Genomic DNA, 15,457 nt, shown 5'->3' with positions numbered 1-15,457 from the left:
TCCTCGGCGTGAGCGGCAAGTTTAGCGAATAAATCAGCCTGGCAGGCGCCAGATCAGCAGGCGCGACTGGCGCCAGTCGTCGAGCTCGACCTGTTCGTCCGCCGGCACGTCCGGCACTTCGAAGGTGTTGCTGATCAGCGTCGCGCCAGCGGGCATCTCCGCGCAGGCCTTGGCCCACAGCGCGGCCATGGGCGCGGGCGACAGGAAGCAGTACGCCACATCGAACGCAGCCAGATCGCAGCGCCAGAGGCTTTGATAACGAATTTCGCAGTTGGGCTGCCTCCGACAGCGCAACCAGGCCAGGGCGAATGGCAGGGGCGCGGTTTCCACGCCCACGAAACGCGCCGCCGGAAACTGTCGCGCCAGCCCGCGCAATGTGCCGGCCGGGCCACATCCCAGATCAACGAAACTAAACCCATGCGGCTGTCGGGCGAGCAGCGCGGCCAGCTGCCGCCGGCTGCGCGACCCGGTCAGATAGAGCGGCACCCGCTCCCCAAGACTGTTCCAGTTGAGCACCAGCAGCACGGCAAACCCGAGCAGAAACACCCAGGACGGCAACTGCGCGCCGCTGAACAGCAGCAGCCCCGGTACGAAGCCCAGATTCAGCCACCACCACCATCGTGGCAAACCCAGCCAGTGGCCGAAGCTCGCGGCCAGCAAGCCCTGCACCAGGCCGGCGGCCAATGCGCTCGGACGCCACGGCGATAGTTGCGTGAGCAGATAGACCGCCGCCGCAATCAGCGCAATCGCTGCCAACTGCGCCAGCAACGCCAGTAGCGCCGGGCGCTGGTTGGCCAATCGACGTATGCCGCGGATCTTTTCGCCCATGTACATTCTCTGCACCCTCCGGAGAACGGCAGTCTAACCGCTTCGCACCCGTCGCTCCCGCATTGGGCGCCGCGACATGCGTGCTAGACTCGCGGCCGTTTTCATCGCAATTCAACTCTCGGAACCTTCATGGCCAAACGCCAACTCAATCGCCGGCAAAACTGGCGCATCGAAAAAATCCAGGGCGAGCGCGCCGCCCGTGCCGCCAAGCGCGAATCCCAGGCCGTGCAAACCCTGGAAGGTGGTGACCTGGGGCCCGAACAGCTGGGCCTGGTGATCGCCCACTTCGGCGTCCAGGTCGAAGTCGAAGCGCTGGATGGCGAGCTGGCGGGCCAGGTGTTCCGCTGCCACTTACGGGCCAACCTGCCGGCCATGGTTACTGGCGATCAAGTGGTATGGCGCGCCGGCAACCAGGGTATCGGCGTGATAGTCGCGCAGTTGCCACGCTCCACCGAGCTCTGCCGGCCGGATACCCGCGGTCAGTTGAAACCCGTGGCGGCCAACGTCGACCTGATCGTCATCGTGTTCGCCCCGCTGCCCGAACCCCACGCCAATCTGATCGACCGCTACCTGGTTGCCGCCGAGCATGCGGGCATCCGCCCCCTGCTGCTGCTGAACAAGGCCGACCTGATCGACGAACAGAATGCCGTGGCGCTGAACGCCATGCTGGGCGTCTATCGCGAGCTGGGTTACCCGCTGCTTGAGGTTTCCGCCCACCAGGGTGACGGCATGGAACAGTTGCAACAGCAGTTGGACGGACACGTCAGCGTGTTTGTCGGCCAGTCCGGTGTCGGCAAGTCGTCGCTGGTCAACAGCCTGCTGCCAGAAGTCGACACCCGGGTCGGGCCGCTTTCAGAGCTGACCGGCAAGGGCACCCACACCACCACCACGGCGCGGCTGTTCCACTTCCCCGGCGGCGGCGAGCTGATCGACTCACCGGGAATTCGCGAATTCGGCCTGGTTCATGTCAGCCGTGACGATGTCGAGGCGGGCTTCATCGAGTTCAACGAGCTGCTCGGGCGCTGTCGCTTCCGCGACTGCAAACACGATCGCGAGCCTGGTTGCGCACTCCTGCAGGCACTGGCCGACGGGCGCGTTCACGCGCAACGCATGGCCAGCTATCGGCACATCCTGGCCAGCCTGCCGGAAACCGAGTACTGACGCCGCACCCCGCTGAAACGACAAGGCCGCGATAATCGCGGCCTTGTCGTTTCAGCAGAATAGTTTTGTCCGGCCATCACTCGCTCGGCTGATCGAGCTGCAATACGCCGTCTTCGAAGATATTCAGCCGCTCGCGCAGCTCATCAGCCTGCGCTGGCGCATCCGCGGCCGGAGCAGAGCCGGTTGCCGCGCCGCCCGCGCCATCACCCGGCGGTTGATCGGCGGGGGCCGAGTCGACATCGGTCTCACGCGGATCCTCGCCCGTCTCCTGCTCGCCCTCGATGGAGCGTTGAGCCTTCTTCGTCAGCACCACGATATCGATACGCCGGTTGGTTGGGTTCAGCGGATCGTCCCGGTCGAACAATGCCGACGAGGCATAGCCCACCACCCGCGCGACCTGATCTTCGTCGTAGCCGCCGGCGATCAGCGCACGTCGCGCCGAGTTGGCTCGATCGGCCGACAGCTCCCAGTTGCCAAAATCGCCGCGACCAACAAAAGGCTTGGCATCGGTATGGCCGCTGACGCTGATCTTGTTTGGCACCGCCTTGATGGTGTCCGCCATGGCCAGCAGGATGTCTTCGAAATAGGGCTGCAGGCGCGCGCTGCCAAGGTCGAACATCGGCCGGTTTTCCGCATCGGTAATCTGGATACGCAAGCCGTCCTGGGTGATTTCAAACAGGATCTGATCCTTGAAGCGCTGCAGCTGCGGGTTTTCCTCGACCTTGTTCTGCAACTCCTGCAGCAGCAGCTCCAGCCGCTCGCGCTCCATTTCTTCTGCCAGGGTTTCGGCCTGTTCAAGATCGACCTCGGCCTGTTCGCTGTCCTGCTGGCTCTGCTCCTGCTGGTCTTGCGGTTCAGGATTCAACGTGCGGTCAGGCGCAGGAGTTGGCGAGCCGCCCAGGTCGATGACGTAGGGGCTGGCGCTTTCGGAAAAGCCGATGGGGTCTTTAAAGTAGCCGGAAATCAGCTTCTTCTGCTCCGGCGTGGCCACCGACATCAGCCACATCACCAGAAAGAAGGCCATCATCGCCGTCGCGAAGTCGGCGAAGGCAATTTTCCACGCGCCGCCGTGGTGGCCGCCGGCAACCTTCTTGACGCGTTTGACGATGATGGGCTGATTGTTTTCCATGAGTCAGCCGTCAGCCCCCGCGCATCGCCTGCTCAAGCTCGGTAAAGCTTGGGCGGTGCGCCGGATAAAGCACCTTGCGGGAAAACTCCACAGCCAGCGAGGGCGGCATGCCGGACGCCGAGGCAACCAGACCGGCCTTGATGGCTTCGTAAACATTCAGTTCTTCCTTGGCATCGTGCTCGAGCGCGCCGGCCAAGGGGCCGAAGAAGCCGTAGGACGCCAGGATACCGAGAAAGGTACCCACCAGCGCCGTACCGACTTTCTGGCCGATTTCCGCGTTGTCCGCCTCGGCCAGAATCGACATGGTGATCACGATGCCCAGTACGGCGGCGACGATACCCATGGCCGGCATGCCGTCGGCAACCTTGGCGACCGCGTGGGCGGGGTGATCGAGATCTTCCTTCAGGCTGGTAATTTCCATGTCGAACAGCGCTTCCAGCTCATGGGGCGCCATGTTGCCGGATGACATGATGCGCAGGTAATCGCAGATGAAGGCGGTCATGCGTTCGTCTTTGAGAATTGCCGGGTACTTGCTAAAAATCGGGCTGGCAGCCGGGTCTTCGACATCGGCCTCGATGGCCATCATGCCCTCGCGGCGACTCTTGTTGAGAATCTCGTAGATCAACTTCAGCACGTCCAGGTAATACGCGTGGGTAAAGCGCGAACTGAACATGCTCAACGACTTCTTGAAGACATGCATGAACATGCTGCCAGGGTTGGCCTGAAGGAAAGCCCCCAGCGCCGCACCGCCGATGATCAGAACTTCGAAGGGGTGGACCAACGCCATGAACTGGCCACCGGAAAGCATGAAACCGCCCAGCACACTGGCGAGCACAACGATAATGCCGATTATTTTTGCCATAAGGAAAACGTGCCAAAGCTGAGGAAAAAAGGGTTACGCAAAACAACCCTTCTATTTATCGGAAGTTATGCGCGAGACTATAGCCAGTTAAGGCTAAAAGCCAGCTTGGCTCAACCCGCATGCCCACACCTACACCGCTACCGCGCACCCTAGTGGCCTGGCTGAAACAGCTGGAAGAGCCGCGCCTGCCCGTGCCCGCAGAAAGCCATCTGAGCGTGCTGCAGGCACTGGCCGACAGCCGCAAGTCGCTGCGCGATATTGCTGAGCTGATGCACCACAGCCCTGCCATCGCCCTGCGCGTGATGCTTGAAGCCAATCGCCCAAGCAAGGGCTCCGGCGAGCCTGCGCAAAGCCTGGAAAGCGCCCTGAGTCGACTGGGCCTGCAACGCACCGCAGACATGCTCAAGGACCAACCCACGCAGACTGTCGAGCAAATCCCATTGGGCCTGCGCCAGCTGCAGCTGATCAGCCACCACGCGGCGCAACAAGCCAACGGCCTGTTCGCCGGACGCCTGGCGCGACTTTGGCAGGAAATCCACTGGGGCAGCCTGCTGTTCCTCGCCCCCATCTGGACCTTGCTCGGCACCTACCCGCAGCTGTTCGATACCTGGGAGCAGCGGGTGCTGGTTGCCGGAGAGCCCGCCGCCAAAATCGAACGCGAACTGCTTGGCGTTCCGCTCCTACAACTCTGCCTAAAGCTGGCGGAGCAGTGGCGCATGCCCGAATGGATCATTCTTGGCTACCGGCTGCTGGTGAACGATCGACGTTTATTGGTCAAGGCGCTGCACATCGCCCGTGACAACCAGCACCCGCTGCACCAGCAACAACTGCTCGACGCAGATCCGACGCTGCGACGCTGGCTGACCCAGCCTGCCAATTGCATCCTGCTGGCCAACGGCCTGGCGCTCAGTTCGCATTTCGCCTGGAACGATGCGCACAGCTTGCGCTGGCAACGCCTCGCCGGGCTTTACCTGCAGTTGTCGCTGGACGAGGTACAGCAGCAGGTGCACCAGAACGCCGCGCAGCATGCTCGCCAACAACCGCACCGCGATCTCTGGCACCCTGCTGAAGCGCTGCTATGGCCTTGGGATACTCGCCATCTGCGCGCGAAGCAGGAGTCGAAGCCTCCGCAGATAAGCACATGGAAGCAGCAATGCACCTCGCTGCTGGCGCAACCCAGCGCGTTCAGCAATGTGCTCCAACTCACCGCGTGTGCCCGCGATGCGCTGCAGGCCTGTGGCATGCAGCGGGTACTGGTGCTAATCGCGGACCGCACCCACAGCCGGCTGCTGGTCCAGCAACAGGCGGGGCTCGACAAGTCGGCGAACGCCTTGAGCCTCGACCCGCAGCAGAGCCAGGTGCTGCGGCACCTGCTCAAGGAGCCGGCGCAGCTGCGCCTGAGTCCGGCCAATATGGCGCAATTCTCCGCACTGCTGCCTGGCTCGCTGAAAGCCTTGTTCCCCAGCGAACATCTGCTGATCCGCTCGCTGGCCAGCAACGGCCGCGTGGTCCTGCTGATCTTCGCCGACCAGGGGGGTACACCAATCAGTGAGCCCAGCCTGCAGGCCTTCGGTAAAACCGCGCAATGTATTGAGCGCGCCCTCGTCAGCTTTGCCGGTCGCGGTCGCTGACCTTTCCGCTACAATCCGCTGCGTCTTCCCTATTCAAGAGCCCCCGCATGAGTGCTTTCGCTGCATTGCCGATGGTCATCGAACCGGCCGATCTAGCCAGTCGTCTAGAGGCCGACGAACTGATCCTGGTCGATCTGACCAGCAGCGCGCGCTATGCCGCCGGGCACATTCCCGGCGCATATTTCGTCGACCCCAAGCGCACTCAGCTTGGCCAGCCGCCAGTACCGGGCCTGCTGCCCACGCAAAACCAGCTGGAACAGCTGTTTGCCGAACTCGGGCACAAGCCGGATGCGGTCTATGTGCTGTATGACGACGAGGGCGGCGGCTGGGCCGGGCGGTTCATCTGGCTGCTTGATGTAATCGGCCACCACCGCTACCACTACCTCAATGGCGGACTGCACGCCTGGCTGGCGGAGGACCGTGAGCTGAGTACCGAGCAGCCGCCTGCCCATCAGGGCACCCTCGAACTGACCCTGGACGATGCGCCCACCGCGAGCCGCGACTACCTGCAGAGCCGCCTGGGCGCCGCCGATCTGTCCATCTGGGATGCCCGCACACCCGCCGAATACCGTGGCGAAAAGGCGCTGGCCGCCAAGGCCGGGCATATCCCGGGGGCGGTCAATTTCGAGTGGACCGCAGGCATGGATCCTGCCCGGGCCTTGCGCATCCGCCAGGACATCGCCAGCGTGCTGAACGAACTTGGCATCACGCCGGACAAAGAAATCATCACCCATTGCCAGACCCACCACCGCTCCGGCTTTACCTACCTGGTGGCGAAAGCGCTCGGCTACCCGCGCGTCAAAGCCTATGCCGGTTCGTGGGCCGAGTGGGGCAACCATCCCGATACCCCCGTCGAACGCTAAGCGTCCGACCCACCCTGCATGCCTTCAGGTTTTAAGGATTTCCGATGAAACAGCGCTTGTTCATTTTCAGCCAATATCTGCTTCCGCATCATCTGCTCTCGCGCCTGATCGGTTTCGCCGCCGATTGCCGCGCCGCCTGGTTCAAGGACCGCCTGATCGGCTGGTTCGCCAAGCAGTATCAGGTCGACATGAGCGAAGCGCAGGTCGAGAACCTGAACGCGTTCGAGAACTTCAACGCATTCTTCACCCGCGCCCTGAAGGAAGGCGCCCGGCCGCTGGATCAGAGCCCCGGCGCGGTGCTCTGCCCGGCCGATGGCGCGATCAGCCAGCTCGGTACTATCGAGCACGGTCGCATCTTTCAAGCCAAGGGCCACAGCTTCAGTGCGGCCGAACTGCTCGGAGGCGACACCCTCCGCGCGGCGCCATTCATGGGCGGCGCATTCGCGACCGTGTACCTGTCGCCCAAGGATTATCACCGCGTGCACATGCCGCTAACCGGTACGCTGAAGGAGATGATCTACGTGCCGGGCCGCCTGTTCTCGGTCAATCAGACCACCGCAGAAAACGTGCCCGAGCTGTTCGCCCGCAACGAGCGCGTCGTGTGCCTGTTCGATACCGAACGCGGGCCGATGGCCGTGGTGCTGGTGGGCGCGATGATCGTCGCCTCGATCGAGACGGTCTGGGCCGGGCTGATCACACCACCCAAGCGTGCCTTGAAAAGCGTCCGCTACGACGAGGCCGCCCGCGCCCCGATCGTGCTGGAAAAGGGCGCGGAGCTGGGGCGTTTCAAGCTGGGCTCGACCGCAATCGTGTTATTTGGTCCGCAGCAGGTGCAATGGGCCGAAGAGCTGGGTCCCTGCAGCGTGGTCCAGATGGGCCAACTGCTGGGCAAAAGCCTGAACGCCTGATAGCCACAACAGGTTGGCCGGGCACGCCCGAGCCGCGACGACACCCATGATGGCACAGCGCCTTGAACCCTTGGGCAATGTGCCAGTCCACATGGCAGGCGTTTCGCATCCTTGACCGTCACAGCAGCAGCGCTCGGACGGACCCGAGGAGATGCTGCTAGAGTTTCAGCATCGATGGGCAACGATATCGACCAGCGTTCGGAGCAACCCGGCTAGATGGAAAAACAGAGGCACTACCTGCAGCTCCGCGTCCCTACGCCTAACAAGCAGAGCCTGTCTTTCTGTGATGCCAGCCCGCGTGATCTGAAGCGCTGGCTGGACGCCCTGCCAAAAGCAAACCTGGGCGAGACCGCTCGCCAGCTGTACCAAGCGCTTATCGAACTCAATCAACTGCTGCTTCCCACCGAAAGTCGACTGCAGATGCTGGAGCTGCTGCGCCCCGAGGTGCACTTCGTGTGCAAGCAACTGGAGCGCCATTTCCTCAACCAGTCGATCGTTCTGGACGAACGTCCACGCAAGGTTGCCAACCTGTGCCAGGCCCTGCAAAACCACCTGGCGGTCGGTTACAAGCTCATCATCGCCCGCGTCGCGGCGCAGCAGACCCGCGAACGCCAGCCACTCCTGGCAATTGCCTTGCAGCGCGCGACCCATAGCCTGTGCGGACCGCTGATTCGCGCCAGCCAGTTGTACTGCCCGGTACCGGAAGGTCTCTGGCTGGAGTTGCATCAGCTTTACCAGATCGCTGAAGAGCACGAGCTTCACACGTCGGTGATCCGCGATCCGCTGGCGCGTTACACCGAAGGGCTGAGCACGCAACAGACTTACTTGGTGGCGCTGCTGCTCGGCTGCGCCCGTTGCAACCAGATGCGCCAGACCGGCATTGCCCGACTGGCGGAAGCACTCGAACCCTGGAGTGCGTTGGTCGCACTGCAAGCGGGCAACCATCCCAGCAGCCTTTTCGCGGTGGCGCAGGCCGTCGATGGACCGCCTCGCTACACCTCGCTGCTGCAGCGCAGCGAATTGCCGAACGCGCTGGGTATCGATACGCAACCTTTGGTGGATGCGATCAAGGAATACCTGCAACTGCCCGCAGACCAGCTTGCCAAGGCGCGCTTGCATGTGCCCGAAGGCTTCAGCCAGGATTCCCTGCAGCACCTCAGCGCAGCCTGGGGCGATATCTCCGAGCGCACGTTCCAGCGCACCCGCGGCGAAGGCACGTTGACCCTGTGCATCGGCATGAGCGCCCTGCACTTTTTCCTCGCTAGCCATCGGCCATTCAATGAAGTGCTGAAACAGCCGAGCGACAGCCGAACCGCCACTTTCAAAGCCAATACCGGCGCGCCAGACGTCTGGTCGAATGCCTTCGACGTGCAGAAGACCAACGAGTGGGAACACGGCTTGCCATTCGAGGGCATCGAATACCAGGCTGCGAAGGCGCCCCAGGCAGCGGCCAGTGCCAGTCCCGCCGACAGCGGCGACAGCTATCCGACCTTTGTATTGCCGATCGTCAATCACAGCCCGGGCGGCTATTGCATGTCCTGGCCCAAGGAAGTGCCTGCGCAGCTTCAGGCTGGCGAGATCATCGGCATTCAGGATTCACCGGAGCAAGGCTGGAGCGTGGCCGTGGTTCGCTGGATTCGCCAGGTACGCGGAGGCGGCACGCAGATGGGCATCGAGCTCATCGCCCCGCATGCCGAACCCTGCGGGCTGCAACTGCTGCGCAAGGCGGACCAGAGCAGTCAATACCTGCGCGCACTTCTATTGCCTGGCATCAGTGCGATTTCCCGGCCGGCCACGCTGATCACGCCGCGCATGCCGTTTCAGGAAGGCAACAAGGTTCTGATCAACCTCAACGGCACCGAAAGGCGCGCGCTTCTGAGTCGCCGGCAAACCAGCACAGGCAGCTTCAGTCAGTTTGAATACCGCAACCTTGAGCTGGCGCCCGAGGATCACGGGAAGCCTGTCACAGCACCGAAAAGCCGCGTCCCAGGCGGGGAGGAAGACTTTGACTCGCTCTGGAAGTCGCTGTAGATTGCCGACTCGTCACCTTTTGTCGCCTTTTCGCGCCCGTTCGGCGCAGACTTGATTCCCGCCATGGCCATCGAAAAAAAAACTATACGGCTCCTGATTCTCGAAGACTCGCAAAATGAGGCGGAGCGGCTTGTCAGCCTGTTTCGCAATGCGGGTCGTGCAACCCGCGTGCATCGACTGACGTCGAGCGAGGACCTGGCAGAAGCGTTGCAACAGAGTTGGGACCTGCTAATTGCGGCGCCCACCAGCGAACACCTCGACCCGAATGAAGCGATCAGTGCGATTCGTCGTCTCGCCAAAGACATTCCGGTCATTCAGCTGCTTGCCGACAACGACTCCGACAGCGTTACCGAAGCCCTCACCCTGGGCGCCCAGGACGCATTGCCGCAAGGCGAGGACGAGCGCCTTGTGCTGGTGGCCAAGCGTGAGCTGAGCAACCTCGAAGAACGCCGCGCTCGTCGCGTTGCCGAAGTCGCATTGCGCGAGGCGGAAAAACGCTGCCAGCTGCTGCTCGACAGCTCGGTCGATGCGATCACCTACGTGCACGACGGCATGCACATCTACGCCAACCGCGCTTATCTCGAACTCTTCGCGTATGAAGACGCCGATGAGCTCGAAGGCATGCCGATGATCGACCTGATCGCCAGCGCCGATCAGGCCAACTTCAAGGACTTCCTGAAAAACTACCAAAGTGCCGAAGGCGACGCCGAGCTGGCGTGCACCGGGGTCAAGGTCGACGGTCAGACCTTTCCGGCGCGCATGCATTTTTCGCCCGCCACCTACGACAGCGAACCCTGCATCCAGGTGGTTATCCGCGCGGAAGCGGGCAACGCCGAGCTGGAAGAGAAACTGCGCGAGATCAGCAGCCAGGATCTGGTAACCGGCCTGTTCAACCGCACCTACTTCCTTGAATTGATGGACAACGCTGCCGAGCGCGCGGTGAATGCCGGGCAGCCAGCCAGCCTGGCGTACATACGCCTGGATCAGTACTCCGGCTTGCTGGCGGAGGTGGGCCTGGCGGGTATCGACCTGCTGCTCACCGACCTGACTACCCTGCTGCGTGCTCACTTCCCGGGCGAATCACAGCTGGCACGCTTTGGCGATGATGTATTCGCGGTCCTGCAACCCGGCGTCACGCCCGAGCAGTCGGAGCCAAGCCTGGCCGCGCTGCTGAAGAAAGTCGAAGGGCACCTGTTCGACGTCAGCGGGCGCACCGTGCAGACCACGCTGTCGATTGGTATTGCCGGCCTCAACGAGAAGACGCCCAAGGCCCAGGAAGTGGTCGATCGCGCGCACCGCTGCGCCGACGAACTCAGCGGCGGCAATGCACTGAAAGTATTCAACCCGGCTGATGAGCTAGCTGCGGCTGCTAACCGCGGCAACGTAGTTGCCATGGTCCAGCAGGCGTTGGAACGCAACAGCTTCCGCCTGCTGTTCCAGCCAATCATCAGCCTGCGCGGCGATACCCACGAGCATTACGAAGTCCTGCTGCGCCTGCTCAACGCCAAGGGTGAAGAGGTGCCGCCGCAGGAGTTCATGACTGCTGCCAAGGACGCCGGCCTGGGGGAGAAGATTGATCGCTGGGTCATTCTCAACTCGATCAAGTTGCTCGCCGACCACCGCAGCAAAGGTCACAGCACGCGCTTGTTCGTCCACCTGTCCAGCGCCAGCCTGCAGGATCAGACGCTGCTACCCTGGCTCAGCGTCGCGCTAAAAGCCGCGCGCCTGCCGTCCGACTCCCTGGTATTCCAGTTCAACGAACCGGATGCGATTGCTTACCTCAAGCAAGCCAAGGCGCTCACCCAGGGCCTGAACGAACTGCACTGCAAGGTCGGCATCAGCCAGTTCGGCTGTGCGATCAACCCCTTCAATACCCTCAAGCACCTGAATATCGACTTTGTGAAAGTGGATGGTTCCTTCTCCCAGGACCTGAGCAAGCCAGAAAATCAAGAAGCGCTGAAAACCCTGCTGGCCAGTTTGCATGCCCAGGCAAAACTGACCATCGTGCCTTTCGTCGAAAGCGCCACGGTGCTGGCGACGCTCTGGCAAGCCGGGGTCAACTACATCCAGGGTTACTACCTGCAGGGGCCCAGTCAGTCGATGGACTACGACTTCTCGGCCGGTGACGAGTAACCTCCTGACCAAGAAAAAGCCGCCCTTGGGCGGCTTTTTCATGCGCAGCGCTGATGCGGCTATTCGAGGCCGTCGCGGTCGCGAAACCCGAGCAGATAGAGAATCCCGTCCAGCCCCAGGGTCGAGATGGCCTGCTTGGCCGACTGTTTAACCAGCGGTTTGGCCCGGAACGCGACGCCCAGCCCCGCGATCGCCAGCATCGGCAGGTCGTTGGCACCGTCGCCGACGGCGATGGTCTGTTCCAGCCGTAGCCCTTCTTTTTCCGCCAGTTGGCGCAGCAGGTCGGCTTTGCACTGGGCATCGACGATGGGCTCTACGGCCACGCCCGTGACCAAGCCATCGACAATCTGCAGCTCGTTGGCGAATACATAGTCGATGCCCAACTTGGCCTGCAGCTGCTTGGCGAAGTAGGTGAAGCCGCCGGACAGAATCGCCGTCTTGTAACCCAGTCGACGCAGCTCACTGAACAGGGTTTCTGCGCCTTCGGTCAGGCGTAGCGAGGCGCCGATATCGGCCAACACGCTTTCCGGAAGGCCTTTGAGCAACGCCAGACGCTCTCTGAAACTCGCGGCAAAGTCGAGCTCGCCACGCATCGCGCGCTCGGTGATTTCGGAGACCTTTTCGCCGACGCCGGCGGCCTTTGCCAGCTCATCAATCACTTCCGCTTCGATCAGGGTCGAATCCATGTCGAAGACCGCCAGGCGCCGGTTGCGCCGAAACAGTGAATCACGCTGGAAGGCGATATCGACATTCAGCTCCTGGGCGACGCTGAGAAACTCGGCGCGCAACGCGTTCGGATCGGCCGGCTCACCACGCACCGAAAACTCGATGCAGCCCTTGCCCTGATCCACCGGCGTATCCAGCGGCATACGCCCTGACAAGCGATCGATGTGGTCGATGTTCAGCGCGTACTTGGCAGTGATCGCGCTGACGCGCTGCAACTGCTCGGCGGTCACCTTGCGGGTCAACAGCGTAACGATGTGTCGCGCCTTGCCCTGCCCGCTGACCCACTGTTGGTAATCGGCTTCGGCGACTGGCGTGAAACGCACTTGCTGGTCGAGCTTGTAGGCGGTGAACAGCACGTCTTTCAATACCGAGGACGCTCGTTCGGTATCGGGGATTTCCACCAGGATGCCGAACGACAGGGTGTCGTGGATCACCGCCTGGCCGATATCGAGAATATTCACCCCACCTTGGGCCAGCACGCCGGTGACCGCTGCAGTCAAACCGGGCCGGTCTTCGCCAGTGATATTGATCAGGACGATTTCGCGCAAGGCGCACCCTCCAGGGCTGAGAAATGAAGGAAGACCCGCACAATCGCTAACAGGCCGGGTAAAAGCCGCACATTCTAACCACTTTCACCGCCATACGGGCACGCACGCCGCTTTGCCCTGGGCAGGGCGGCCGTTATACTGCGCGGCAATTACAGTCGACAAGAGCCGAGCTCTGTGAACCGGCCTGCCCCCGTTAAGCCCGATAATTTCTTCCTTCTGCTGTTTCAGGCACTGCGTCAGCGGCGCGTGCCGCTGGCGTTGCGTATCGCCAGTCACAGCCTGTTGCTCGTCGCGCTTGCCTTGGTGATCTACGCCTGGGTAATCGGCATGCAGTTCAAACAGGCCATGCAGCAGCAGGCCGATGCACTGGGCACCAGCCTGATCATCCAGACGGCCGCGTCGTCGACCGAACTGCTGGTGTCCAACGACATCCTCAGCCTCAACGTGCTGCTCGGCAATCTGGTCAAGAACCCGCTGGTCGCCCATGCGGCCATCTACAGCGTGGACAACCGCATTCTGGCCGAGGCCGGTGCACGGCCAAGCCAGAGCATGCTCGGCGAGACCGACGGGCTCTACTCGACGCCCATCACCTTTCAGGAGGTGATTGCCGGTCAGTTGCGCATCAGCCTGGACATGCGTCAGTTCCAGCAACCGATGACCATCAGCCTGCAGAGCATGGGCATTCTCAGCCTGATCCTGCTGGCGCTGGCATTGTCGCTGAGCATGCGCCTGGGCCGGCACATTTCGACCCCTCTGCTGCAATTGCGGGTCTGGTTGCGCGACCCCGACGATCCCGCGCCGGGTGCCGGGCGCCAGGACGAAATCGGCGATCTGGCGCGGCAGCTGCAAGCGCGTCTGGTTCCGGAAAAACCGCAGGCCAAACCGGAAGACAGCTTTGACGACGCCGACCTGGTGACCGACGAGGAGGCGCTCTTCGACGAGGCCGACGACGAGCCTGCATTCGAAGTGCGCGATCTACGCGATGAGCGCTTTGATGAATCCGGCAACGACATCGATGCACCGGTAAAGGCGCGCGATTACACCGAACACAACGACCCGTTCTCCGAGCTGCGTGAAGAATTGCGCGAAGAGCTGGCCGCCGACATCCCGACCATCCTCCCGGAGCCGCTTGAGGAACCCGAGCAGACCACCGCGCAGCCACAACCCAGCGCCGTGCTGGCGATTCAGCTGGGCGCACAAGAACAGTTGCGCCGGCTGCCGCGCGCGCGCCTGCTCGACCTGTTGCAGCGCTATCGCGATTGCCTGAACCAGGCAGCGGCGCTCTATCAGGGCGAATTGCACACCCTGAGCGACGGCAGCAGCCTGATGCTGTTTCACCGCCAGGACAGTGGCGAGGACTACCTGACCCACGCGATCTGTTGCGGCGAACTGATGCGCGCGCTTGGGCACGCGTTGCAAATCGAGGTGGCGGACAGCGGCATCACCCTGCAATTACAGCTGGGGCTGACCCTGGGCGAGGAGTTGCTCGATCTGAGCCAGGGCGATCTGCTGCTTAGCGAAACCGCCCAGGACGCCCTGGCGCTGTCCCAGCACAGCCGTAACCTGCTGCTGCTCGACCGCGCCGTCGGCGATGACCCCCTGGTACGCCAGCATGCCCGCATTCGTGCCATTGCCAGCCCAGAGGGCACCTACTGCGTGGAGCGCCTGCTCGAACCGTATCCCGCGCTGCTCGAGCGTCAACTGGCGCGCATGCATGACCGTCCGCACTGAGTGCGGACGGTCGTTTAGAAGCGAAACACTTCCACTTGCTTGGCCGGTTCGATCATCGGGATCGACGGGCTGGGCGGTCTTTTCGCGGGGGCCGGTTTCGGCTTTTGCGCAGCCACGGGCTCAGCCTTCGGCATGCTGGTGATGGCGCTGCTCAGCTGCTCGGCCAAGCGGCGCAACAGCACGCTTTGCGCACGCACCTGCGCCGCCGGCGTACCGACGTGCTCTTCCTGCAAGCGGATCAACTGACTGCCGCGCATCACACCCGTCTCGTCCAGCAAGCGCCACTGCGCCTCCAGCACGGCAGGCTGCTGAACGCCTGAATCAAGGCGGCTAATGGTCAGCAGCACCTGCACCTGGGCCTGGAAACCCGCGCGATCCGGATAAAGGGCAATGCGACTGGTATCCAGCTGCCCGGCCAACTGGCGCAGCAGCAGTTGACCGACATCTTCCTGCAGGTTCCCCGCCCAGCGGGCCTGGGCGCTGATGGTGAGGCTGTCATCCGCCCCGCGTTGCATCAGGTTTTCGCGCTGCAGGTAATCCGCCAGCTGCACAGGGCCGAGCAATACCGTCATGCCCTTATCCTGGGCCGGAAGCTCGGGTGATCCCTGGTCGAGCTGATAGAACTGCGCTGGCGGTTGCAGCACGCAACCCTGCAAGGCCAGCACCGCGCACAGCCCTAAAAACCGCGGCGAGAAACGCAACACATTCATCAAAAAATCACCTTGATAGCAAAGAAGACAACCTGGGCTGCTGAACTAGCCCCTTTTGCTGCGCTGCAGGACATCGCCCGTCTGGCTCAGCACCGGCACCGCACTTGAAAATTCTTGTACCGACACGCGTTCCAGAACGGGAGCAGCTTAAAGCCGCCAGCACGGGCGACACGTTCAGGATCAGGTTTGCGCGGCA

12 protein-coding genes are annotated in these 15,457 nt (G+C 62.6%); 7 read left to right on the top strand and 5 right to left on the bottom strand.

Going from position 1 to position 15,457, the window contains the following annotated elements:
* Positions 1-33: 33 nt before the first annotated feature.
* On the bottom strand, positions 34-828 hold the full coding sequence (locus ACX0MV_RS03645) for a class I SAM-dependent methyltransferase (RefSeq protein WP_458981135.1): 795 nt from the start codon (positions 826-828) through the stop codon (positions 34-36).
* A 129-nt stretch (positions 829-957) separates the two neighbouring features.
* On the opposite strand from ACX0MV_RS03645, the gene rsgA reads away from it, so the two are divergent.
* Positions 958-1,989 (top strand): small ribosomal subunit biogenesis GTPase RsgA, encoded by a 1,032-nt coding sequence (rsgA, locus tag ACX0MV_RS03640; RefSeq protein WP_458981134.1) that lies wholly within the window; start codon positions 958-960, stop codon positions 1,987-1,989.
* Positions 1,990-2,065: 76 nt separating this feature from the next.
* On the opposite strand, the gene motB is transcribed toward rsgA, so the two are convergent.
* Both motB and motA read right to left on the bottom strand, forming a co-directional pair.
* Positions 2,066-3,118, bottom strand: coding sequence for a flagellar motor protein MotB (gene motB, locus ACX0MV_RS03635; protein WP_458981133.1), 1,053 nt, complete (start codon positions 3,116-3,118; stop codon positions 2,066-2,068).
* Between the two features lie 10 nt (positions 3,119-3,128).
* Positions 3,129-3,980, bottom strand: a complete 852-nt coding sequence (gene motA, locus ACX0MV_RS03630; protein ID WP_458981132.1) for a flagellar motor stator protein MotA — start codon at positions 3,978-3,980, stop codon at positions 3,129-3,131.
* Between the two features lie 119 nt (positions 3,981-4,099).
* Here motA and ACX0MV_RS03625 point away from each other — a divergent pair, with 119 nt between their 5' ends.
* From ACX0MV_RS03625 to ACX0MV_RS03605, 5 genes are all read left to right on the top strand, one after another.
* Complete coding sequence (locus ACX0MV_RS03625; protein ID WP_458981131.1) at positions 4,100-5,611, top strand: HDOD domain-containing protein; 1,512 nt, start codon at positions 4,100-4,102, stop codon at positions 5,609-5,611.
* 47 nt (positions 5,612-5,658) lie between these two features.
* Entirely contained in the window at positions 5,659-6,474 is an 816-nt protein-coding gene (locus ACX0MV_RS03620; RefSeq protein WP_458981130.1) for a rhodanese-like domain-containing protein, read from the top strand.
* 44 nt (positions 6,475-6,518) lie between these two features.
* Positions 6,519-7,382, top strand: coding sequence for an archaetidylserine decarboxylase (gene asd, locus ACX0MV_RS03615; RefSeq protein WP_458981129.1), 864 nt, complete (start codon positions 6,519-6,521; stop codon positions 7,380-7,382).
* Between the two features lie 216 nt (positions 7,383-7,598).
* On the top strand, positions 7,599-9,413 hold the full coding sequence (locus tag ACX0MV_RS03610; RefSeq protein WP_458981128.1) for a molecular chaperone: 1,815 nt from the start codon (positions 7,599-7,601) through the stop codon (positions 9,411-9,413).
* A 63-nt stretch (positions 9,414-9,476) separates the two neighbouring features.
* Entirely contained in the window at positions 9,477-11,546 is a 2,070-nt protein-coding gene (locus ACX0MV_RS03605; protein ID WP_458981127.1) for an EAL domain-containing protein, read from the top strand.
* Between the two features lie 59 nt (positions 11,547-11,605).
* Here the strand turns inward: ACX0MV_RS03605 and serB are convergent, their stop codons facing one another.
* Positions 11,606-12,820 (bottom strand): phosphoserine phosphatase SerB, encoded by a 1,215-nt coding sequence (gene serB / locus ACX0MV_RS03600; protein WP_458981126.1) that lies wholly within the window; start codon positions 12,818-12,820, stop codon positions 11,606-11,608.
* A 174-nt stretch (positions 12,821-12,994) separates the two neighbouring features.
* Here serB and ACX0MV_RS03595 point away from each other — a divergent pair, with 174 nt between their 5' ends.
* Positions 12,995-14,551, top strand: coding sequence for a histidine kinase (locus ACX0MV_RS03595; RefSeq protein ID WP_458981125.1), 1,557 nt, complete (start codon positions 12,995-12,997; stop codon positions 14,549-14,551).
* Positions 14,552-14,565: 14 nt separating this feature from the next.
* On the opposite strand, the gene ACX0MV_RS03590 is transcribed toward ACX0MV_RS03595, so the two are convergent.
* Positions 14,566-15,261 carry a PqiC family protein gene (locus tag ACX0MV_RS03590; protein ID WP_458981124.1) on the bottom strand — a complete coding sequence of 232 codons (696 nt, stop codon included), beginning with the start codon at positions 15,259-15,261 and terminating at the stop codon, positions 14,566-14,568.
* Between the last annotated feature and the right edge of the window lie 196 nt (positions 15,262-15,457).

The organism is Pseudomonas cistanchae (assembly GCF_054483635.1).
Note: the sequence above shows the minus strand (reverse complement) of the source record. Positions and strands in the feature narration are given on the sequence as shown.